This window comes from Limnoraphis robusta CS-951 (assembly GCF_000972705.2).
Window position 1 is genome coordinate 47,899 of the sequence record NZ_LATL02000178.1, and the last position, 22,081, is coordinate 69,979.

At 43.6% G+C, this 22,081-nt stretch carries 18 protein-coding genes, 1 tRNA gene and 1 pseudogene; 12 read left to right on the forward strand and 8 right to left on the reverse strand.

Annotated elements, in window-relative coordinates; genetic code table 11:
• Positions 1-85 precede the first annotated feature (85 nt).
• A complete protein-coding gene (locus WN50_RS15340; RefSeq protein WP_046280003.1) occupies positions 86-991 on the reverse strand; it encodes an alpha/beta fold hydrolase in 906 nt (301 codons plus the stop codon).
• A gap of 729 nt (positions 992-1,720) precedes the next feature.
• Here WN50_RS15340 and WN50_RS15345 point away from each other — a divergent pair.
• The 6 genes from WN50_RS15345 (at position 1,721) to WN50_RS15370 (ending at position 8,184) form a co-directional block, all read left to right on the forward strand.
• Positions 1,721-3,970 carry a DUF1796 family putative cysteine peptidase gene (locus WN50_RS15345; protein WP_046280004.1) on the forward strand — a complete coding sequence of 750 codons (2,250 nt, stop codon included), beginning with the start codon at positions 1,721-1,723 and terminating at the stop codon, positions 3,968-3,970.
• Between the two features lie 296 nt (positions 3,971-4,266).
• Positions 4,267-4,449, forward strand: coding sequence for a hypothetical protein (locus WN50_RS15350; RefSeq protein WP_046280005.1), 183 nt, complete (start codon positions 4,267-4,269; stop codon positions 4,447-4,449).
• A 261-nt stretch (positions 4,450-4,710) separates the two neighbouring features.
• The gene (locus WN50_RS15355; protein WP_046280006.1) at positions 4,711-6,195 is read left to right on the forward strand and encodes an acyl-CoA synthetase; all 1,485 of its coding nucleotides are present in this window, start codon (positions 4,711-4,713) and stop codon (positions 6,193-6,195) included.
• Between the two features lie 719 nt (positions 6,196-6,914).
• Positions 6,915-7,418 (forward strand): DUF4168 domain-containing protein, encoded by a 504-nt coding sequence (locus WN50_RS15360; protein ID WP_046280007.1) that lies wholly within the window; start codon positions 6,915-6,917, stop codon positions 7,416-7,418.
• 49 nt (positions 7,419-7,467) lie between these two features.
• On the forward strand, positions 7,468-7,962 hold the full coding sequence (locus WN50_RS15365) for a DUF4168 domain-containing protein (RefSeq protein WP_046280008.1): 495 nt from the start codon (positions 7,468-7,470) through the stop codon (positions 7,960-7,962).
• 149 nt (positions 7,963-8,111) lie between these two features.
• Positions 8,112-8,184 (forward strand) — tRNA-Arg (locus WN50_RS15370).
• Positions 8,185-8,206: 22 nt separating this feature from the next.
• On the opposite strand, the gene WN50_RS15375 is transcribed toward WN50_RS15370, so the two are convergent.
• Positions 8,207-10,774 (reverse strand): EAL domain-containing protein, encoded by a 2,568-nt coding sequence (locus tag WN50_RS15375; RefSeq protein WP_046280009.1) that lies wholly within the window; start codon positions 10,772-10,774, stop codon positions 8,207-8,209.
• 173 nt (positions 10,775-10,947) lie between these two features.
• On the opposite strand from WN50_RS15375, the gene dapB reads away from it, so the two are divergent.
• From dapB to WN50_RS15390, 3 genes are all read left to right on the forward strand, one after another.
• Positions 10,948-11,775, forward strand: coding sequence for a 4-hydroxy-tetrahydrodipicolinate reductase (gene dapB / locus WN50_RS15380; RefSeq protein WP_046280010.1), 828 nt, complete (start codon positions 10,948-10,950; stop codon positions 11,773-11,775).
• Positions 11,776-11,882: 107 nt separating this feature from the next.
• On the forward strand, positions 11,883-12,566 hold the full coding sequence (locus tag WN50_RS15385; protein ID WP_046280011.1) for a hypothetical protein: 684 nt from the start codon (positions 11,883-11,885) through the stop codon (positions 12,564-12,566).
• Between the two features lie 130 nt (positions 12,567-12,696).
• Positions 12,697-12,864, forward strand: coding sequence for an NblA/ycf18 family protein (locus tag WN50_RS15390; protein WP_046280012.1), 168 nt, complete (start codon positions 12,697-12,699; stop codon positions 12,862-12,864).
• Positions 12,865-12,948: 84 nt separating this feature from the next.
• Here WN50_RS15390 and WN50_RS15395 read toward each other — a convergent pair whose 3' ends face one another.
• The 3 genes and pseudogenes from WN50_RS15395 to WN50_RS15405 all read right to left on the reverse strand — a co-directional run.
• The gene (locus WN50_RS15395) at positions 12,949-13,575 is read right to left on the reverse strand and encodes a precorrin-8X methylmutase (protein ID WP_046280013.1); all 627 of its coding nucleotides are present in this window, start codon (positions 13,573-13,575) and stop codon (positions 12,949-12,951) included.
• Positions 13,576-13,830: 255 nt separating this feature from the next.
• Complete coding sequence (locus WN50_RS15400; protein ID WP_046280014.1) at positions 13,831-14,640, reverse strand: TPM domain-containing protein; 810 nt, start codon at positions 14,638-14,640, stop codon at positions 13,831-13,833.
• Positions 14,641-14,855: 215 nt separating this feature from the next.
• Positions 14,856-15,246: pseudogene (locus WN50_RS15405) on the reverse strand (ATP-binding protein); the annotation flags it as partial.
• A gap of 281 nt (positions 15,247-15,527) precedes the next feature.
• Here WN50_RS15405 and WN50_RS15410 point away from each other — a divergent pair.
• The 3 genes from WN50_RS15410 to thiD all read left to right on the forward strand — a co-directional run bounded on the left by WN50_RS15410 (position 15,528) and on the right by thiD (position 18,975).
• Complete coding sequence (locus tag WN50_RS15410; RefSeq protein WP_046280016.1) at positions 15,528-16,340, forward strand: cell division protein FtsQ/DivIB; 813 nt, start codon at positions 15,528-15,530, stop codon at positions 16,338-16,340.
• A 418-nt stretch (positions 16,341-16,758) separates the two neighbouring features.
• Positions 16,759-18,045: a cell division protein FtsZ gene (ftsZ, locus tag WN50_RS15415; protein ID WP_046280017.1), complete on the forward strand. Its 1,287-nt coding sequence runs from the start codon at positions 16,759-16,761 to the stop codon at positions 18,043-18,045.
• A gap of 93 nt (positions 18,046-18,138) precedes the next feature.
• Positions 18,139-18,975, forward strand: coding sequence for a bifunctional hydroxymethylpyrimidine kinase/phosphomethylpyrimidine kinase (gene thiD / locus WN50_RS15420; RefSeq protein ID WP_049559710.1), 837 nt, complete (start codon positions 18,139-18,141; stop codon positions 18,973-18,975).
• A 12-nt stretch (positions 18,976-18,987) separates the two neighbouring features.
• Here the strand turns inward: thiD and WN50_RS15425 are convergent, their stop codons facing one another.
• From WN50_RS15425 to WN50_RS30985, 3 genes are all read right to left on the reverse strand, one after another.
• Entirely contained in the window at positions 18,988-19,419 is a 432-nt protein-coding gene (locus WN50_RS15425; RefSeq protein WP_046278394.1) for a late competence development ComFB family protein, read from the reverse strand.
• A gap of 113 nt (positions 19,420-19,532) precedes the next feature.
• Entirely contained in the window at positions 19,533-19,925 is a 393-nt protein-coding gene (dndE, locus tag WN50_RS15430; protein ID WP_046278393.1) for a DNA sulfur modification protein DndE, read from the reverse strand.
• A gap of 56 nt (positions 19,926-19,981) precedes the next feature.
• Positions 19,982-21,070 carry a reverse transcriptase N-terminal domain-containing protein gene (locus WN50_RS30985; RefSeq protein WP_053221528.1) on the reverse strand — a complete coding sequence of 363 codons (1,089 nt, stop codon included), beginning with the start codon at positions 21,068-21,070 and terminating at the stop codon, positions 19,982-19,984.
• Between the last annotated feature and the right edge of the window lie 1,011 nt (positions 21,071-22,081).

A 22,081-nucleotide genomic window follows, 5' to 3' on the forward strand; every position in this document is an offset into this window, starting at 1 on the left:
CAAGTTTAACCCTGACAATTGAGAACATTTTGGAGAAACCCAGTTTTTGAAATTAACCGGGTTTCTGACGAACATCCTCAAATAATTAGAGACTAAATTCTACGGTTTTCAACCAATCCAAGATTTTGGGATTAACAATTTCCGGGCGTTCATCGTGGGGACAATGACCCGTTTTTGGTACAGAAACAAACTCAACAGGTTGTCCCGCATCCACTAAATCTTGATAAATTTTCGCCCCTTTTATCGGAGTCCAAGGGTCATCTTCGCCCCATATTACTAATAAAGGCTTTTTGACTTTTGGTAATAATTGCGTCGGATGGGGGCCAGCCGGAGCCGTTAAAATCGCCGCAAAAACTTTCTGAGCGCCTTGATCATTTGAAGGGGTATAAAGTAATTCAACTAATTCATCAGTAATCGCTTCTTTATTCCCATAAACCTGACGCAAAGTATTACGAATGCGATGTTTTTGACGCACTTGGTTGAACAGAAACGAACCAATAACCGGAGAACTCACCATCTTACTAAACGTTCCCATAATCAATCGTAACGGCAAATTTAACTCCTCTGGGCGATGATTTAAACCGCCTGCACAGTTGAGTAAAACAGCCCCGGCGGAAAGTTCGGGATATTCCGCCACCATCATCAAACTGAGTAACGCCCCGATAGAATTTCCGATAAAAACAGTCGGTTCTTGAATCTGTTCCGCCCAGAAATCATGCAACAGTTCAGTCCACAATTCCAAAGAATAATTAATCGCAGGTTTAGCCGAACCTCCAAACCCAAGTAAGTCTAACGCAAAAACTCGATAACCGCCTTCAGCCAATACCGAAATATTCTGGCGCCAATGTCCAATAGAAGCACCAAACCCATGCACTAAAACAAGAGGATGTCCGTTCCCTTGAACCGTGTATTCGATGGAATGTCCCCGCCATTGCCAGGTTTGCAGGTTTAGGGGAAAGTTGGAAAGAGGTTTTTCAGTTGAAAGCGTCATGTGATAAACTTTTGTAAACAGTGTTACTCTCACATGATAATGGGTTACAAGAGTATTGGGAAAGCCGCCTATTGATCAAAAACCCTAAACAGAGTTTGAGAACAAGTTTGTTGCATTATCAAACCCATTGACATTTCGGAGATTTGTCGAGTTTTCTATGGAAACCCAAGAATTTAAAATGGGGCTTTACAGAATCTTGACTCGGTTCGCGAGTCTACGCCACGCACCGCCTTTTCGCTTGCGGTGAACGGATGACATCCTACTTGGAATAACATCTCTAAATTTCTATGTGCGGGACAAATCCACTCGACGGCTTTGGTATACTGATAGACAAACATTCAGACTTAACTGTGCTATTCTAAAAATGCTTTCGCAAGCTATTATTTCTTTAGATGAAGAAGAATTCAGAAGTCAGAATACATCCGTCAGAATCAATCAGTGGGGGATTGGGACCCGCCACTGATTGTAGACCGCTAAATCTTCTATTTATCGGGGGTCTTCAACCCAATTATTCATCTGCCACTCGCACAGAATTCAATTCTGAATTCTGGCTCCTGACTCCTGAATTCTGTTTGATAAGCAGTTTGCATTTTTCAATCGCTTTAACCGTTCGGTCTGGCCTAGTATTTTTAAATATTACAAGGGATATACGCAGTTTGCATTTTCCCTTTGACTTTGAACCTTTCTGTCTAGATAGTATTTTAAAACATTATTAAGAGACATACATATATGTATCGGTTCCAGGTAAGGGCGCACACAGAAACCGGAGAATTCATCGGACTCGTCGGTTCGACTCAGGACTTAGGAATGTGGGACGCAAACAATTGCATACCTCTACGCACCAGTGGTGAAAGTTATCCTTTATGGTGGGCAGACATTGAATTGTTAGAGTCGCCCAATAACCAAAGCATTAATTATAAATACGTTCGACTCAGTGCAGACAATAGCGTGGAATGGGAAGCTTGGGGAGCAGACCGTTGGATACCGCTCGAACCCAATCTACCACCGTCCACCATTATTGTAGAAGATGGCTGGTTCGGTTACGTCCAGCCTTGTCCTTACGGATATTTTAAAGAACCATTCGCCCAAAAGCCACTCATCAAAGCAGAACAAGGTCTAAAAATCGCCGTTGTGGGGAGTTCTGTCGCGATAGGATGCAGTTCATGGTTATTGCGGGGCTGGGCTTGGCATCTGGAAAAAGCATTGCATGAAAAATATGGTCACATCCTGGTCAATCTATCTGAACTGGGTGCCAATGTTAGCACAACAATTGACAGGTTTCCCTTGATTGTCGCACCCGAACAACCCGATATCGTCATTATTGCCCTATCTCTGGGTAACGAGGGCTTGGCTTATTGTCCACCTCACCAACAACGAGCCGTGCAACGCCGTTATGAAAGAGGATTGCAGCAACTCGTCAAAATGACCAAAGAATTGGGAGCAATGCCCATTTTAGCAGGACTATACCCAAACGGGGATTATACCTTAGAACATAATTTACTGTTGCGAGATACCCACAATCGGATGCTCAGTTGGGGTGTGACCGTACTGAATTGGCTGGATGCTGTAGATGATGGGGAGGGGCGTTGGAAACCGGGGATCTCCTTTGACACGGCTCATCCCAACAGCTTAGGACACCGCCTGATGTACGATCAGATCGATCTTCGCTTATTCGAGATAGATAAAGACAAATTAATTCAAGCAAAACAACTCTCGAATCAGAAGCAGGAAGTCCCGATTTATCGCGATAATTGGGGTTTCCATGTATTTGCTTGTCAGGAAGAAAAGAGTTTGCGAGTGATTAATACTTCAAAACATCCTTACAGCATCACGAGCGACTGGAAAAAACTCCAAACAGCGATTCAACGTCAAGCCGGATTAATCCCTGGTATTTATATCACGAAAACCATTGAAAAAAATATGATCCCCTTCTTTTGGGTGCGAGAAGATGGGACGATTGAAACGTTAGTTAATATTCCCCCAGGTGCTGACATTGAATATAGTGCAGCTTTCAATTTCTTGACACCCAAAGTCTCACAAGTTTTACACTACGACGGACTTTTAGGACTGTTGAAAGAAAGCGATTCAACTCTGCGCGTGATCAATGAATCAGAACACGAATATAACATCCACCCCATGTGGAAAGAAGTCCGCAGCGCCCTTAAACAAATGCCATCGGGTGTTTATGAAGATTTAATAGAACCCGATATGCCTTTTCGCACGATGATCATTGGCAAAGACGGACTAGAAAGCCGAGTCAAAGTACCCGCTAAATCATCGGTAATTTTTCAATACAAATGTAAATTATCAGACATTAGCCGAGTGGGAATTATTCCGTTGGGCGCTCGTTGTGCGGCGAGAATGTTGTTATACAAAATGGAATATGATGGGCCAGCTTTTCCCTTTGATCTAACCCGAACAACCAATCTTGGAGATGTAGCCGATATGATTGAAACGGGTTTTTCTGATATGTGGAACCCGAACCTTTTACATTACAATCACGACGAAAGGAGAATCTATCATAGCAAATGGACAGGGCTATCTTTCGCTCATGAAGTGGAAGAAACAGACGACCCCTTAAATGATATGTTACCTATCTATGAACGAATGCGCGTGCGTTACTCAGCGCGAGCGAAACGCTTTTGGTATACGCTACAACAATGTGACGAAGCCCTGTTTATTCGCGCCGGTATTACTAATCGCGGTTATGTGATCGATTTGGTCGATAAATTGACAGCAAAATGTCAAGGAAAACCCTTCCGCGTCTTGCTGATTTCTCCCCAATCTTCTGACGAATTTTCAGAACTTCCTCATGTGCTGCATTATAATTTGGAGTTCAATCCAGATACAATGTATGAAGATTTGGAATATTGGATGCACTGCACAAATATAATGCGAGGAATTCTTGAATCCTTGGGAGTATCGAGTAAAAATTTATATTGGTGTCCGCCAAATGCTCCTAAAGAGCAACCGAAATAAAGATAAAATCAGTAGGATGGGTTAAGTTGGGGAAGCGATCGCACTTTGCTATTTATAGATAATAGTGAAGTCGCGATCGCTGAGAATTTTAACACCTATTGATTGTTGCGATCGCAATAAATATAGCAGTTTTCAGTTCTGTGAGGTACACCGATTGGTAGAAACCCGGTTTCTGCTAGAAACCGGGTTTCTGGTTTGTACCTCATAGGAGCGCACACCGCTATAAAATAAGTAGTGATTTTGAATATGAGTTGCCGACAATTTGTACACCTTATGAGCTAGTGGAGAACTAAATCATGTGGCAAGATGAGATTTTAGAAGAAATTCATCGTATCCGCGAAGAACACGCTAAGTCTTTTAACTATGACTTAGATGCAATGTTTGCAGATTGGCGGAAGAAGCAAGCTGAAAGCGGAAGACAAGTAGTATCGTTACCTCCAAAGCGACGAGTTAAAAAATCCTGGCATCCGACTGTTTAAGAAGCTAATTGTGGCGATCGCACTTTGCTATTTATAGATAATAGTGAAGTCGCGATCGCTGACAATTTTAACACCTATTGATTATTGCGATCGCCATAAATAAAACAAGTAGTGATTTTGAATAACAAGGTATAGAAGTGCTGCCACCTAGCGGTAACATTAGAAGTTTGTTTAGTGCTGGATAACGCAGGAACTTTGATCACTCAGAAAGTCTCGGGCAATGATATCCTTGATTTTAACGAAATAAACTGATGAACTAACATGAACCTCCCACTCATTGATCGCGCCCAACAAAACCCAAACAAAATCGCCATTGTCGCCACTGAAGGAACTTTTACCTATCATAATTTGCTCCAAACTTCAGCTCAAATTGCTACCAAACTTCTCGAAAATCAAGACGATTTACAAGAACAGCGAGTTGCTTTTCTGATTCCTTCGGGATTTCAGTATGTGGCGACACAATGGGGAATTTGGCGTGCGGGTGGGATAGCTGTACCTTTGTGTGTTTCCCATCCCAAACCAGAGTTAGACTATGTAATTGCAGATTCAGGCGCATCAATTATTATTGCACATCCGAGTTTTGAAGCACTATTGCGAGCGATCGCTGAAGATCGAAATATACGATTTATTTTAACATCAGAAACGCTTCCTGAAAATGTCAGTTTACTTCCAGAAATTGAGATCACTAGACGCGCATTAATCCTTTATACAAGCGGTACAACAGGTAAACCCAAGGGAGTTGTTAGCACACATCAAAATATTCAAGCACAAGTAACTAGCTTAGTTTCGGCTTGGGGATGGACGGCAGACGATCGCATTCTACACGTCTTACCTTTACATCACATTCATGGCATTATTAACGTGTTAACTTGCGCGTTGTGGAGTGGTGCTGAGTGTCATATTTTACCGAAATTTGATGCAGAAATCGTTGGCGATCGCATTAGCCAAGGTGACTTAACTTTATTTATGGCAGTACCCACAATTTATGTCAAGTTAATAGCCGCTTGGGAAAATTCCGATCGCGATCGCCAACAAAAAATCTCCTCGGGTTGTGCTAAAATGCGCTTGATGGTTTCAGGATCAGCCGCTTTACCCGTTCAAGTCTTAAAAAAATGGCAAACCATTAGCGGTCATTTTCTGTTAGAACGGTACGGAATGACTGAAATCGGCATGGCTTTATCTAATCCTTTGCAGGGTGAAAGATTAGCAGGATTTGTCGGGAAACCTTTGCCACAAGTCGAAGTTAGATTAGTCGATGAAAGCGGAGAATTAGTCACTCCAGGAACACCGGGAGAAATTCAAGTTAAAGGATCAACTGTGTTTCTTGAATATTGGCAAAAACCCGAAGCGACTATAAAAGCATTTCGCGACGGTTGGTTTTGTACAGGTGATTTAGCCGTATTAGAAAATGAGAACTATCGCATTTTAGGTCGAATCAGTGTAGATATTATCAAAACTGGCGGTTATAAAGTTTCAGCTTTGGAAATTGAGGAAGTCTTACGAACTCATTGTGATATTCAAGATTGTGCAGTTGTGGGAGTGGAAGATGCCGAATGGGGTGAAAGAGTTTGTGCCGCTTTAGTCTTAAAATCAGGAACTGATTTAACCTTAGAAACCCTCAGAAGTTGGGCGAAAGAACAATTGGCTACCTACAAAGTTCCGAGCAAAATTATAGCGGTGGAAGAATTACCGCGCAACGCGATGGGAAAAGTAACCAAGCCTAACGTCGCCAAGCTATTTCACTGAGATCGGATTGTTCTTTCATCTGCGATTAGCATTATAATGTCTTTACGGTAAAGTGCAGAGATCAAAACCTGTCGGTGATTCCCGCACCACACCAACCCAAGCTTAAAGATCAATCAAAACTGACTAGGGTGCGTCTCGACCGGAACTTCTGTTAACAATTTATTGATCGCAGTTGACATCCTCCCGTCGCTAAAAGCGAGGGATTCCTAGACTTCACAATCTAGGTTTCTGCTTCACCCACATCTGCGTACACTACCAACCTTGGTTGATTATGTTCCCGTCTTACGTCATGTCCACAGACTTTCGACCCATTGCAGAGTCCCGATTCCGCCAGCCCGGCGGTACGGTGTCTTGTCAGACTTTGTACTTGTTGCTTAGAGTTTTTACCCAATCAAGCTTTCCTGATTGGAACCCCCAAACTCGAGTTTTCAAGGTGCTAAACCGATTACTTGATTTTTGTATTTCGGTATTTTTCAATTATACAACTATGGGAGGCACGGCTTTCCTCCCGTCGCTTTTAGCGAGGGTCGACCGCCGAGAGAAAAGATGAAGAAGACAAAGATATAATTTCCAGAAGGCACTATGAGACAAATAACCCCTTTGGATTGGCTAGGTTTGTGCCGTGAGGAACTTCTTACCCGGAGAAAGACTCAAAAATACTGAGCCTGCCATCTAGAGTGGGTAGCCATAAGTTTCTCAGCTTGGAGACTTTTAATGAGATGACCAATTTTTCACGGGACCGTGTAGATCTGCACATCAACTCAAGACTGAGCCAGTTTTTACTGGTCAGCGTTTTTTCTATGATAGCCGCGATCGCAGGAGTTGTACCCAATCTAGCAACGCTACCGTCTACATTCACTCAGACTCCCGTTGCATCGGCTCAGTCGAGTCAGGAGTTCAGCGAGGGGGAAATTCTCAACTATGCTCGTGCTGTTTTAGCCATTGAACCCAAGCGTCAACAAACTTATGACGAAATTCGACAAATCATCGGTGAATCTGTTCCGGTGGTGGTTTGTAATGAAACGGGTAGCCTTAACCGCTTAAAGCAAGACGTGCGGGTGTTGGCGACAAATTACTGTTCTCACGCCAAAAAAATGATTGAAGACAATAACCTCACCGTTGCGAGATTCAACGAAATTACTCGCAAACAACAAAGCGATGCTCAACTGCAACAACGAATTCAAGCCGCGTTGGTCCAACTGCAACAACCCCCTAGAAACTAAAGGGCTTTGTTTTCTCGACTCTATTCTCCCTATCTATAATACACTTGGTATGAAAACTCACACTCAACTGTCCTCTCTAAACTGGTATCACGCCATCTCCAAAACTCTCGGCGTCAGCGTTATTTCTATCGTCAGTCTGTTGAGTGGGTTGACTCCCAGCCTCTCAGGACAAGATCTGAGCTTTGGTGTGAGCGCTGTTCACGCTCAAGTCAATCAAAACTTTAGCAACGAAGAAATCACCAACTATGCTCGTGTGGTTCTCGCTCTGGAGTCGAGAAGATATCAAGTATTCAACGAGATTAAAAAAATAGTTGGCGAAGTTCCTCGCATTGTTTGTGATGAACCCGGTAGTATTAACGCCCTTCCCGGAAATGCGCCCCAACTGGCGGTGAGTTACTGTGATCAAGCCAAGCAAGTGATTGAAGCTAGAGGCTTGACTGTGACTCGGTTTAATGAAATCACCCTTCGCCAACAAAATGATCCTCAATTTAGGCAAAAAATTCAAGCCGAAATCTTACGACTGATGGAATCTTCTAAACCATAATATTGACTCACCCGAACGATAGGCAGTTTAATCAGTTTGGCAGTGTTGGTCACAACTCTGCCCAATGGGAGCATCTTTTTGTTTGAATTGCATCCCTGTTAAATAATTTCCCAAATCGTTTGAAATTATGGTATAGTTAATCAAGATATGGGTATGTAGCTCAGTGGATAGAGCATCAGATTCCGGTTCTGAGGGTCGGGGGTTCGAGTCCCTCCATACTCGTTTAATACATTTCCTGACCGATCTACCAACAAGGTTCAGACTCAATAAATGCGATGACAATATCAGCCGGAACAGGTCTGAGAAAATAATACCCTTGAGCAAATTCGCTACCAAGTGTTCGCAATTGTTCGACTTGTTTTGCGGTTTCGACTCCTTCGGCGATCACCGCCAATTTTAACACATGAGCCAGGGTAATAATCGTCTGCACAATCCCGAAATTTTCTCCTTCTCCTTCCGCTTCCATTTGAGAGATAAAGCTACGGTCAATTTTGAGAGTATCAATGGGGAAACGATTTAGAGAACTGAGGGAAGAAAATCCGGTGCCAAAATCATCAATACTCAGCCGCACATTTAATGCTTTTAACTGTTGTAATAAAGCAATGGTTTCGTCTACATCTTTCATAACAACACTTTCGCAAATTTCTAGCCGTAAATACCGAGGATCAATACCCGATTCTAGAATAATATCGTGAATTTGCTCAACTAAATCGGGTTGCGAAAATTGGCGACCTGATAAATTAACACCCATAATTAATTCTAAGTCTCCAAACCGATCTTGGATTTCTTTTAACTGATGACAAGCTTCTCGGATCACCCATTGACCCATCGGAATAATTAACCCTGTTTCCTTAGCGACAGACATAAACTCATTCGGGAAAAGTAAATCTCGTTGGGGATGTTCCCAACGAATTAATGCTTCTAACCCGATTACTTTACCTGTTTTTAAGGAGATTAAAGGCTGATAATAAAGGACAAATTCTTGACGTTGTAAGGCGAGTCTTAAATCGGTTTCTAGCTGAAGATGCTGTTTCCCGTCAACATTCATTTTTTGCTCAAAAACTTGATAGGAACCTGTACCTTGACTTCTCGCTTGATACATCGCAGTATTGGCATTTCTTAATAAATCCTCAGCACTCATATCAGTCGAGTCATTTAAGGCAATCCCAATACTCATCGTTCTAAAAACCTCTTGTCCTTGTAAAAAAAATGGCAAAATTAAAGCTTGTTGAATTCGTTCCGCTACCCAAATTGCATTTTGAGGTTGTCTGAGATTTTCAATCAAAATTGCAAATTCATCGGCACTTAATCGAGCAATCACATCACTGGTTCGCACACAAGTTTTCAAGCGGTGAACCAGATCAACTAACAGTTGATCTCCGGCTTGATGACCTAAACTATCATTGATCACCTTAAATCGATCAACATTTAAAAATAAAACTCCACAGAGTCTATTCTGCCATCGACTTCGATAAATTTCTCCTTCTATTCGATGCAAAAAAGTCGAACGGTTTGGTAAACGAGTTAAGGAATCATGGGAAAGATAATAAACCTGTTTATAAGCAATCACACTAATACTGGTGAGGATAAAAGCTAGCCCTGGCGCAATCAGAGGAAGCCATCCTTTAAAAATAAATAATCCATAGCCAATTGCGAATAAACCCATCAGTACAATACTCAGGGTAATCGCTTGTTTTACCGGATGTCGAATTTGCCAGGTGATTATCCCACCGATGATCGCCCAACCCCAAATCCAAAGAGGTTCTAAACCTAATGGTAAAAACCAAAATAATCGCGGTGATTGCCAAAAATTTTGGCGTTGATTGAAGCCAAAATCATTCAATGCTACACTCATAATATTGCTAACCATTTGAGCATGAACAAATACTCCTGGCATCATCACATCATGGGAGGCTGCCGCACTATAGGGAGTTAAAAAAGAGTCTTTTAAACTTGGGGCTGTTGCACCAATTAATACAACCCGATCTCGCACTAAACTGGGATTAAATTGTCCAGCTAATACCTCTCCAATAGACAGGGTTTCAGCTATCTGAGGCTGGCGATAGTTGAGCAGAATTTGATAACCTTGATCATCAATCGCAGTATATCCACCATTCCCAGCTTTTAACGGAATAAAAACTCCATTCCCCAACTGCATATAATTTGAGTTTCCAGAATAATTTTGCGCTTCAATTCCTTGAGTTTTGAGGTAAAATAAGGCAAGTTGTAGCGACAAAGAAAATAAAGTTTCCTCATCCGTACTCGCAAATAAAAGTTGGCGGCGAATCACACCATCAGGATCAACTGGAACATCATTAAACCCAATCCGTTCAGGGGGAATATTGGGTGGAGACGGAATACGAGGAACACCTAAATTAGTAATTGCAACAATATTCTCCGCTTGCAATTGTCTGATTAGTTTTTCGGTTCCTGGTGGATGGGCTAAATCTCGATAAAGATCAATGCCAATCACATGGGGTTGATGCTGTTGCAGTTGAGTTAATGTTTCTGCTAAAATCTCATCGGAGAGCGGCCAACCTTGGGTTTTTAAGTCCGCTTCCGTAATGGTAACAATTAACAGTCGAGGATCGAGCTTTTGGGAAGGTTGTAGTCGCACCAACAAATCAAAGATTCTCAACTCTAAAGGCTGTAAACTCCCCCATTGTTGTAAAATGACAACAACCAAAGCGATCGCTAAACTAGCAACGAACCCCGGAGCGAAGAAAATTTTAGCCCCAGGGGGTAGGCTGTTATGATTGCTATTGAGGATAGGTATTCGAGATAAAATCGAAGGAAGTTTAGGAGAAAACATGGAGTCTATGTAGAGTTAGATCCGAATCCAAGTCAAATCATTTAATCGAGAGCCTGTAACTTCGCCTGATCCAGAAATGATTCGGCTGACAACAAATATTTTTGATCTTACATACAAATGTAAGTCTAAGTCTTAAAATATCGTTATCGAATTTCAGGAATCAATTAAAGCCGATGACAAATCAACTTCCCATCCCCGTGATTGTGAATGGTGCGGGTGGTAAAATGGGTCGAGAGGTAATTAAAGCCGTCGCGACAGCCTCCGACATGACCTTATTGGGGGCAATTGATCGCAACCCGGAAACATTACATCAGGATGCGGGGAGTTTAGCCGGAATAGAGCCTCTAGAAATCCCTGTAACGAATGATCGTGAAGGGACTTTAGCAATGGCAGCTCAGGAAAAACAACCGGGTGTCATGGTCGATTTTACCCATCCTGATTCCGTTTATGATAACGTAAGGGCAGCGATCGCTTATGGGGTGAGTCCAGTGGTCGGAACAACCGGGTTGAGTCCCGAGCAAATTCAAGACTTGGCGGAGTTTGCAGATAAAGCGAGTATTGGCTGTTTGATTATTCCTAATTTTTGTATTGGCATGGTGTTGCTTCAACAAGCCGCAGTCACCGCTTCTCAGTATTTTGATCATGTAGAAATCATCGAACTTCACCATAATCAAAAAGCGGATGCTCCCAGTGGAACCGCCATTAAAACTGCCCAAATGTTAGGAGAATTGGGGAAAACCTACAACCCCCCCACTGTCACAGAAACGGAAAAATTACCGGGTTCCAGAGGCGGTAAAGCGGCGGAAAATATCCGCATTCATAGCATTCGCTTACCGGGGTTGATCGCCCATCAAGAAGTGATTTTTGGCGCATCCGGTGAAATTTATACCCTGCGCCATGATACCACAGATCGAGTGTGTTATATGCCTGGAGTTTTACTCGCCATTCGGAAAGTTCTTCAACTCAAAACCCTCGTTTATGGGTTAGAAAAGATACTATAGAAGTTCAGGGTGAGGGATGAAAGGTTGTGACAATTTGATCAACGGGTCTTGTCTCAACCTAACATCACTCTATCACAAAAGAACGGATAAAATACCAATGAAGCTCTATGTTGATTCCCTTAACTCGTAAAACCTTTGAGGAATTGATTCCGGCAGTCGCAACTAGCGATCAATATCGTTATTGTTGGGGAAAGCTTTCTGATTTTATCAAGCGACTGTTAATTTCTGCGGTTTGTGCCTCAGTTTGGATTCTTCTTGAGATTTCCGCATCTGATAGCATCAAACCCGTGTTATTAATATTAGGATTAATTACCATTCTCTACTGGTTTTGGGGGCCAGTTGTAGAAGCCAGTTTGCGGAATATTCAATGTCGAAAATATCCCTACTGCGGATTTTTGCAGGGAAAAGTCCTGGATTTTTATATTACAGAAGAAGTCACCAGCGAACAAGAATCCGTCAATCAACGAGGAGAGTTAATTATCATTGAAAATTTAGAGCGGCGAATTAACGTGGAAGTGGGAGATGCTCAAGGGTTTACAACCTGCATTCAAGCCCCCCTAAACCGCTCCCATAAAAAGATTCATCGGGGTCAAGTTGCTCAACTGATTGTCATGTCTTTCCTGGAAGATTTAAGCGGCATTAACCAAGTTTCTGATCTCTATATTCCCAGTCAAAACTTGTGGGTTAGTGATTATCCTTATTTGCGTCGTGACGCCTTTGTAGATTTAAGTCGCTGGGTTCGTTCTCAACGAGAAACCCGCAGGCGATCGCGAACAACCGTTGACCAATAATTGAGCAATAAAATCCCTGTGTCCTTCATCTAGGTTTCATCCGAAAAAACGACTGATAGCCGGAGCAGAAGCTCGTATAGATTAGACATATCTAGGGTTGTCAACTCCCTATCAATCGGAGGAACACACAATGGAAACACCGGGAAATCTCAGTTTAGAACAGCAATTCAAGTTAGAAGTTCTGCAAAAAGAAGTTAAACGTCTAACCCAAGAACAAGCTCAAGCCTATCTCATTGAACTTATGCGTCAGAATATGGTCAAGGATAATTTACTCAAACATTGGATTAAAAATCCTTAATGGATCTTCCGAGATCAGGGGAATAAGGTGTTGATTTGTGATAGATGGGGCGCTCTTGAAGAGCGCCCCTACATTTGAAAAAAATTAATTCACATTCGCCTCACGACCGTAAGCTTGCCAAGCCAAGTCTACCAAACCATTAACAATGGCAACCGAGACAACAGCGCTTCCTTTGCGGCCATCAATGCGAATATGAGGTACCATCGAATCATGTAGACGAGACTTTGCCACATCAGCCCCCACAAACCCAGAAGGCGTTGCAATCACTAAAGCGGGTTTAATTTCTTCAGCTTCAATTAAATCAACCAAAGCCGAAAGAGCAGTCTGTTCTTGACCCACGACAAAAATAGCTTCAGGATACCGTCGAGCTAAAGTTTGAATTCCCCAAGCCGTGCGGGTTTTTTCCCTCTGGGGTCGAGTTACCGCTTCCATCGAACAGTAGACGGGATTAGCAAAAGTAGCGAGAATCTGGGGACTAATCCCCACCTGCACCATCGGTACATCGACTACAATTGTTGTTCGGGCGGCTAAAGCAGCAGCGCCCGCTTGTAAAGCTTGATCAGAAAAGCGAACGAGGTACTTGTACTCGAAATCAGCAGTCGCGTAAATCACCCGACGGACAATTTCGTACTCGGCTGGGGAAAAAACATGATCGCCAATTTCGTGATCAATAATCCCTAAACTTTGGGCATCGGTAATGTGCCATTCCATCGTGATTTTTTGTTGTTATCGCTCTGTGAATCTGTGCAGCACCACCGAACCCAAAAATCTGAGCCAGGTTGTTTCTGTTTACAGGAGTTTAGGATGGGAATTCAGGTGGCACAGTATCATTATATTAGACAAGTTGATCCGGCAAAATGGAGAGTCGATAACTTTCCAGCCATTAATTTTATAAGTTTTCTCAAAACAAACAGGATCGAGAGCGTTAACCCTCAATCCTGCTGTTAAATGGGTCAGTTGATTAATTTAAAGTTCACTCTCCGAAGCAGAAGCTTGGTTAAAAGCCGGAGTCAGATAAGCCGCCAACACACCAATGAGAAACGCCGCAATATTACGAACTAACGGCACCCAGTCAGAAGTCCGAGAGACAACCGGGCCGATACCGAAAGCAATAAACAAAATCCCCCACAAAGGAGAGAAAATTAAAGCCCATTGCCAAGCGAAAATTTGTCCGGGTTTGCGAGGAATAGCAGCAATTCCACAAATCACACCTCCCAAAGCCGAGGTAATCAGCGTTAAAATCCACTGTTCACGGGGAAGTCCGGGTACGACTCGACAACCGCCTTGGCTTAAACAAGATTTAATCGCACCCAGAGATTGGATAATCGATTGATCCTCACCATTGTCTCGCACAAAGTATTGATTTCCGTAACGGGTTTGTAGTTCTACCCAAAAAGTCCGAGAAAGTAAAGCATAGAGGTCACGACCGACATTAAAGTTAAGAATATTTCCACCCCGTTGGTCTGCGACGAGCAGAACACTTTTGTCATCCAGTCCCCAATAGCCTTTAACGGCACGACCTGGACTTCGATCAAATTGAGTCAGAACTCTTAATTTCCAGCCTGTCTCTGACTCAAACTGTTGAATATCTGAAGCGAGCAGTTCTTCTTGAGTATCGGAGAGAACTTCTGCTAAGTCAATAATCGGCGTTTGAATCTTGGGGAGTAACTCGGGATTATCGTAAGCCAGAGCAACCGGAGCAATTATCCAAGTCGATAAGCTCAGACAGCAGGCGACTAAAGATACAAGCAGTCTAGGAAGCCAAGTCGGTTTCATGGGATTTTCTGTAAAGGTCTAAATCGTCAACGATAAAGGATTTTGTTAACCAGGAGATAATCGAAATCTTATATTTCTTTACAATTGTTAACTTTAGCATAGAATTTTATCAGAAAACAGTGATCAGTGACCAGTCATCACCTCTTGCCTGTTGCCTATTTACCAAAAATTGCCGCACACCCCCCTATCTTTAGATATGGGGATATAAGGCAATTTTCAGTAAACAGGTTTGCGAAGTATCCCGCTTTGATCCGAATTTGAGCCGCTTCAAGATTTTCACTGACGGCGATGAGCGATTGCGAGTAAAATATCACTGACATCTACATCTGCCATGTCTAAATCTTGGGAAGACTCAAAATAAACGACATGGTATCCAAATTGTTCTAAGGTGTCTTTGAGCCGAAATAGCTCCGTCGATTTGCCACAACCGATGTGTCCAGAGAAGAGTTGACAGGTGGGTTCATCCCCCGAGAGTTCTCGCACTAGATCGCTACCCCGAACCGAGGAAAAATCGATATAATACTGCCGATCCTCTGGATTTGCCATGTCAATGGTTTTACTAGGATTGCAGGCTTTGTAAAATTGGATCAAATCTAAGCTCACCACAGCAGACTCTCTTTCGTGACAATTCTGTACTCAAAGTATAGATTGACACTTCCCTACTGAGGTGTAGACTCACACGAGGCAGGAGAGGCGGACAGACGGGATGACCACACTGAGGGAGGGGTTCAACCCTGGGGCATTAATTCTTACACAGGAGCCTGTAGAGAGTTGCTAAAGTTGAAATCTGTATGTCGGGCTTCACTGACCCCTGTTGATCCCCAATCTTTTATTGAGACGAACTCCATGATTTTGAGCTATCACAACAGTAGCTGCAAGAGGAACTTATGGCCAATATTGTATCTGTTTCTTCTAATGAATTAGGAAATCGGCGTCAGCAATTACGGCGTCAGCGTCGTCAGCGCTTAGTCCAAATCCTTTGGCAAGGCCTAGCGGTGAGTAGTCTGACCGGGGGAGTCTTTTGGGCGCTCAATCAGCCGATTTGGTTGATTCGTCAGCCCGAACAAGTCACCATTGAGGGAAATCAGTTACTCTCAGATGCACGAATTCGCGACCTACTGCCATTATCCTATCCTCAATCCCTCTGGCAAATTCAACCGCAAGATCTGGCAAAGATTTTAGAATCTCAAGGCCAAATTGCCTCCGCGACCGTCACCCGAGAGTTGTTTCCCCCTCGCTTAACCATTAAAATTCAAGAACGTCGTCCAGTGGCGATCGCTCAACCGAGTCCCACTTTAACACGACGCTCAGATGCCTCTGGGGTCGGCTGGTTAGATGCCAATGGAGGCTGGATTCCGTTAGAGAGTTATGCTAAGTTAGAGCGATCGCGACAGTTGCCCAGCTTGAAAGTGATTGGCAACCCCGACCAATATCGTCCTCATTGGACCCAAATGTATGAAACGTTAAGTCGATCTCCAGTGGTCGTTTATGAAATCAACTGGCAAAATCCGGCAAATTTGATGATCACAACTGAAATTGGAGTAGTGCATCTCGGTGCCTATAGTCCACAATTTACTCAACAGCTTCGAGTCTTAGATCAGATGAGAAATTTACCGGAACAAGTGGATTTGGCTTTAGTTGACTATATTGATTTACAAAATCCCTCTTCTCCACTGATTCAAATGTTGCCAGAACCCTAAAACGTTGCTGATATTTCGACCCTTCTGACCAACAGACCCAAACCCCTCGCTTAATCTGTTCTGGCTGCCCTGGGGTCTATCCCACAACATAATTGCCGAGCCATCCTTTTGTTCACCCTGGGGAAGGTTTGTCATTCGCAAAAGCGATCACTGATGTATAGTTAAGAGCGTCACCATCTGCTTTCACAAGTCGGTCTCAGAAGCTTTCTCGGCTCAAGGGTAATGACTAACTTGAGTTGAGCGGTAATAACTTGTTGAAGGCGTAGAACTATGGCTTTCTCACAGGTTGGGGTGAAAGTCCCTTGGATAAACGGATTGCTTTGTTCGTTGCTCTTGGTTTAGATCGCAACTTACCCTATAGTTGAAAGTGGGTTGCGTCCTTAATTTGAAACGTTATTCACTACCCCTATCGATTAAAATGAATTCTAAGACTAACCTGGGGTCTACCCAAAAGAATAATAATAATGAACAACCTGATTACCAAACGAACCAGAGGTTCGCAGCAGAGTCAACAAATCCATTCCGCAAAAATGAGCGTATGGTAAACCCCAATAGCGACAGTAATTCTATGCCTCACGAAGAGTCTTGGAGTAGCGATATTATACCCAGTAATGCAGCGAAGATTAAAGTCATTGGTGTGGGCGGCAGTGGGGGAAATGCCGTCAATCGCATGATTGAGAGCGAGGTATCGGGTGTGGAATTTTGGGCCGTCAATACAGATGCTCAAGCCTTGGCTCAGTCAAGAGCACTCAAACGTTTACAAGTTGGACAGAAGTTAACCCGAGGACTGGGAGCAGGTGGCAATCCGGCGATTGGACAAAAAGCAGCAGAAGAGTCCCGTGACGAAATCGCTCATGCTCTAGAAGGGGCTGATTTAGTCTTTATTACCGCAGGCTTAGGGGGGGGAACGGGAACGGGTGGAGCTCCAGTGGTGGCAGAGATCGCTAAAGAAGTGGGTGCGTTAACGGTGGGTGTAGTGACGAGACCGTTTACATTTGAAGGCAGACGACGCATTTCTCAAGCTGATGACGGGGTAGCGGCTTTACAAAGTCGGGTCGATACGCTGATTATTATCCCCAATAACAAGTTATTATCGGTGATTAACGAACAAACCCCTGTACAAGAAGCGTTTCGCTATGCAGATGATGTGCTGCGCCAGGGTGTTCAAGGGATTTCTGATATTATTACGATTCCTGGCTTGGTGAATGTGGATTTTGCCGATGTCCGGGCTGTGATGGCGGATGCGGGTTCAGCTTTGCTCGGAATTGGTTTGGGTTCTGGAAAATCAAGAGCCAGAGAAGCGGCAACGGGAGCGATTTCTTCCCCATTACTCGAATCTTCGATTGAGGGCGCTAAAGGCGTTGTCTTTAATATTACAGGCGGAACGGACTTAACTCTCCATGAAGTGAATGCCGCCGCAGAGACGATTTATGAAGTTGTTGATCCCAATGCCAATATTATCTTTGGGGCTGTGATTGATGAGCGGTTACAGGGAGAAGTCAAAATTACGGTGATTGCGACGGGATTTTCTAGCGAAAAACAACAAACGCTTCCCAGCAATCGAGAAACAACTCCCAAACCGTTTAATCCACCCCCACCGCCCCCTCTCGGCCAACAACCTCCGAAAGACCCTTCCGAACAACAGCCTCAACAGCCTGGACTGGATATTCCTGATTTTCTCAGGCGGCGGCGGCCTACACGTTAGAGAGGCTCGGGGAACTTTTAACTCTCACAGAAGACGAGATTGTTCTCATTGGGGGGTTAATTCTGGTGTGGGATTATACTTTAAGTCATCAGTATGGCAAATTCACAACAGTTGATTCCGGTGGCTCTGACTATTGCTGGATCTGATAGTGGCGGGGGTGCTGGCATTCAAGCCGATTTGCGAACCTTTGCCTTTCATTGCGTTCACGGTACCAGTGCTTTAACTTGTGTAACTGCACAAAATACTTTGGGAGTTACCCGAGTCGATGCACTCTCGCCCCAAGCCGTTGCAGCGCAAATGACAGCAGTTGTTGAAGATATTGGGGTACAAGCAACAAAAACGGGAATGTTGCTCAACTCAGACATTATTAGGCAGGTTGCCACTCAGGTTGAAGCGTTACACTTACAGCCTTTAGTGGTTGATCCAGTCATGGTTTCTCGCACAGGAGCGCAATTGATTGATGATCAGGCGATTACTGCCCTGCGGGAGAGTTTATTTCCCCATGCTACTGTGATTACACCGAACCGCTACGAGGCTGAGATTCTCACGGGACTGAAAATTCAGACGCTTGAGCAGATGTACACTGCCGCTCAACAGATTTATGATCAACTCGGAGTCAGAGCCGTCTTAGTCAAAGGGGGTAGCTTACAAGGCTGTTTACGGGGAATAGATGTTTGGTTTGATGGCAAACAGCTACAGACCTTGCAAACTCAAATCATAGAAACACCCCACACTCATGGCACTGGTTGCACCCTTTCGGCGGCGATCGCTGCTAATCTGGCTAAAGGAGAAGAGTTATTTTCCGCTATCGAAAAGGCTAAGGCCTATGTCACTCAAGCTTTACAGTTTTCCCTGACTATCGGTCAGGGTCAAGGGCCTGTCGGACATTTCTTTCCCCTTCTACTGCAAAACCCTTCTTTTTCGCGTTGAGTTGATCTAATTTTATTGGGCTTTCTGGCTATAGCGAGGAGAACGTTTCTGCTGCCAGTAATAGGGATGAGCGGGTATATCCTTTGTGTTTTCCAGTTCAGAGGTATTAGTGCGGCTTCCAGCTTCCGCCATCACTTCCTCTTTGTCTTGAAATAGAGGAGTCGAACTGCGGAGGGGATCTCGTTGTACAGCCGCTAAGGCTTGACGAACTGCCGTTCTGATCGTGGCTTGGTGTTCTTCTCTTGCCCGTTTCTGCTGATGCAACCAACCTTCTTGGCTAGAGGCATACAGGGTGGGCAGACGGTTAAGGGCGTAGGTTTCAACCTCGGTTCGCTGAATATACTGGGTTAACCGAGGAGAAAGGAGTGCCATTTGGCTTCTCACTTCCTCTGCCACCAAGTCTTCCATGATATTGTGGTATTTTCTGCGTTGCTTCACTGACATAGTTGCCACCGAAAACCTTGATGTATCTAGTGTTTATACTGAATTCGAGCTGATAGTTTGAAATGATCCACCAGCACCGAAGTAGGTGATCACGATGTTAAGGAAAAAAGACTTTACCGACTTGATGAGTGGGCTATTTCGATCAAATCCTCAATTGCATCGACCTGCTGCTCACCCCCTAAATAACCAATACCGCGATGCAGGTGAAGGCGAAATTGTTCTGCGAGAGTTTGGCGATCTGTTCCCAACCCATCCTGCCAACATCGCTGCTTGAGGGCGACGAGAAGCAAGGCTGACATTTCACCCCCAAAGACTCGCCAGCTCATTTCAACGTTACTATAAGCAGGCAATGGAACAAGAGACGGTTCAGTGGGTTCTGCAAGTGATAGACAAAAAGCCCAGCGACAGAGAATATTCCACTGCTCAATTTCAGTTGTCTGTTTTAGCTCCGTTAGCTGTTCCTTCGCCACCAAGGAAATCCGAATTCGGTCAACGGGTGGTTCCATAAGTGTCCATTTTTACTGGAATCTCAATAAACCCGAAGTTGATTTAAGCTGTTAAACTAAGCCAGAGAGTCACCCCTCTGACTCGTCTTCAAAACCGTGCGTGAAACTTTCGCTTCACACGGCTCCTCAATTATAAGGCGCTTGTCATGCGTACTAGAGCCATCTTTGGCTGTCTTTTTATCGTGACAGTGGTGATGAAGTAATTGCTTGTTACTTCTGTGATTATTACCTCCAAGAGACTTGGGAGTAATATGGTCGATTTCCATCAAGTCGCCATCACGAAATGTTAATCCACAATATGCACATCTGCCTTTTTGCTTTTTCAGCAATGTAGCTTTGTCTGATGGCATTTCTGGGTGTGAACCCATCCGACTACTCCAGTATGTTAAATCCCCATCAAAAGGACTCTTTTCACCTTTAACTTTGGTATGTCTGACTATTTTTACGTCAGAGTGTCTACTAAGTTTATAGGCTTTTTCATCCCCCCTAGTCGAGAATACCCAGTTCCTAGTCCCTATTGAGTTCCAATATTTCTTGTGAACCCATTTTAGAGATTTGTTTGGGTGTCGTCTTTTTCCCCATCTTCTGAGTTGGTAATATAGTATATTGTCACAATAACTATAGGTTTCTTTACTAACTACAGGTGAGTAGTAATTAGACCATCCTCTAATGATTGGGTTAGCCTCCTTTATTAATGCAACTTGGGGTGAGGATTTATGTTTTGCTATTGTGTCTGCCAATGCCAGTTTTACTAAAGCTTGTAAAGCTCGTTCATTCATTGTTGGGATTCCTAAAGGTCGCCTTTCATCTGTTCCCGGTTTGGGTATCCAGACTCGACGGGTTGGCTTTGATTTGTTACCCAATTTTAATTGGTTCACTAAGGTAATTCTTTCAGTAGGTCTTAGAGATTTTACTCCGTCAGTTCCCGCCGTTTTCTTGCCCTGATTATCTTGACTAACCCGCCGTACAGCTAATAATTTGCTGTACCAAGACTCTGTGAGTAGCCTTTGTAATTTGTGGACTAACTTGACATTATCCTGCTGGCTAGCTCTGAATATTCGTTTTTGCATCTTAAAGACACATCTTTCAACTTTATGCCAATTGATGTCCTTCCATTCATACATCGATTTCTCAATCGTGTTCATAACTTTTGAAATGCTAATAACAACTATTCAATCCTTACAACCGGATTCACGTCAGCTTATCCTTGTTCATTACAAACAGGCATTGGCTTCTTGAATCATCCTTTCCCTGTAAACCTTGCGCTGGTTACTTCTTAAGTATCGACCTTCTTAAGAGGTTTATAGGGGTTACTTCGTTCCTAATTTCCGTTATTTCTAACTTTAGGGTCTCTCTATCCACCGGGTCTTTATGAATGTTCCCAGTTAAGTATGACCAAATCTTCTGGCATATTAGACCATTGACTTTTTTTGTCTCCAGCCAATAATCCAAGTAGGCTGGTTTTTAATAACGATGGTTCGGTCGAGAGTTCGTATTCCTACCCATGATTAGATGCTAGACGGGATTCTCTGTTGGATTCTGAGTTACCGCCGTTTAACCCCGCTTTAGCCTAAAGGATTACCAGTCCTTAGTGACTAGGGGTTATGCTGTCGCCGCAACATCTACGGGGATGGACTTTCACCATCACGGAGATTAAGTTGTCAAGGCTCAGATCATCTGAAATCCTTGCCCTGTTTACACTTCAGCTATTATGCTGTCATTTTGACAGGAACGAATCGCACGATCACCCTTAAATTATACAACCCTTAATTGACATACTCCCCATTTCTAAAGAAAGGGGATTCTCCAAACACTAGCGGCTTTGGATTACTGATTCATTGACAACCCTTACAGCAAGCTGGTTTCCTAACCTACTCCAGAGGGGTGAGTCTCCCCAGTCGTTCATCCCATTTCAGAGATAGTTTCGGTATGCCCTACCGTACTTGAGAAAAAATGCTTGATTCTCTGTACTTGGTGCTTTAAGGTTTTATATGGCCAAAGCATTTCTTGCAAGAACCCCATACCTTAAGTTTTCAAGGTTAATTGCATCCATTAGATGCTGGGTTTTTAGACTGGTTGAATACCCTGCCAGTAGAGTTATTATAGCATTTCCTTGCCTTGTGCCTTGTATCCCCATACCTATTGGTAGGGGCGTG

Coding starts and splice junctions, on each gene's coding strand:
- WN50_RS15410 (WP_046280016.1), top strand. CDS start 15,528: ATGGCCAATATTGTATCTGTTTCTTCTAATGAATTAGGAAATCGGCGT.
- dapB (WP_046280010.1), top strand. CDS start 10,948: ATGACAAATCAACTTCCCATCCCCGTGATTGTGAATGGTGCGGGTGGT.
- ftsZ (WP_046280017.1), top strand. CDS start 16,759: ATGAATTCTAAGACTAACCTGGGGTCTACCCAAAAGAATAATAATAAT.
- WN50_RS15345 (WP_046280004.1), top strand. CDS start 1,721: ATGTATCGGTTCCAGGTAAGGGCGCACACAGAAACCGGAGAATTCATC.
- thiD (WP_049559710.1), top strand. CDS start 18,139: ATGGCAAATTCACAACAGTTGATTCCGGTGGCTCTGACTATTGCTGGA.
- WN50_RS15385 (WP_046280011.1), top strand. CDS start 11,883: ATGTTGATTCCCTTAACTCGTAAAACCTTTGAGGAATTGATTCCGGCA.
- WN50_RS15395 (WP_046280013.1), bottom strand. CDS start 13,575: ATGGAATGGCACATTACCGATGCCCAAAGTTTAGGGATTATTGATCAC.
- dndE (WP_046278393.1), bottom strand. CDS start 19,925: ATGGAACCACCCGTTGACCGAATTCGGATTTCCTTGGTGGCGAAGGAA.
- WN50_RS15365 (WP_046280008.1), top strand. CDS start 7,468: ATGAAAACTCACACTCAACTGTCCTCTCTAAACTGGTATCACGCCATC.
- WN50_RS15375 (WP_046280009.1), bottom strand. CDS start 10,774: ATGTTTTCTCCTAAACTTCCTTCGATTTTATCTCGAATACCTATCCTC.
- WN50_RS15390 (WP_046280012.1), top strand. CDS start 12,697: ATGGAAACACCGGGAAATCTCAGTTTAGAACAGCAATTCAAGTTAGAA.
- WN50_RS30985 (WP_053221528.1), bottom strand. CDS start 21,070: ATGAACACGATTGAGAAATCGATGTATGAATGGAAGGACATCAATTGG.
- WN50_RS15350 (WP_046280005.1), top strand. CDS start 4,267: ATGTGGCAAGATGAGATTTTAGAAGAAATTCATCGTATCCGCGAAGAA.
- WN50_RS15400 (WP_046280014.1), bottom strand. CDS start 14,640: ATGAAACCGACTTGGCTTCCTAGACTGCTTGTATCTTTAGTCGCCTGC.
- WN50_RS15340 (WP_046280003.1), bottom strand. CDS start 991: ATGACGCTTTCAACTGAAAAACCTCTTTCCAACTTTCCCCTAAACCTG.
- WN50_RS15425 (WP_046278394.1), bottom strand. CDS start 19,419: ATGTCAGTGAAGCAACGCAGAAAATACCACAATATCATGGAAGACTTG.
- WN50_RS15360 (WP_046280007.1), top strand. CDS start 6,915: ATGACCAATTTTTCACGGGACCGTGTAGATCTGCACATCAACTCAAGA.
- WN50_RS15355 (WP_046280006.1), top strand. CDS start 4,711: ATGAACCTCCCACTCATTGATCGCGCCCAACAAAACCCAAACAAAATC.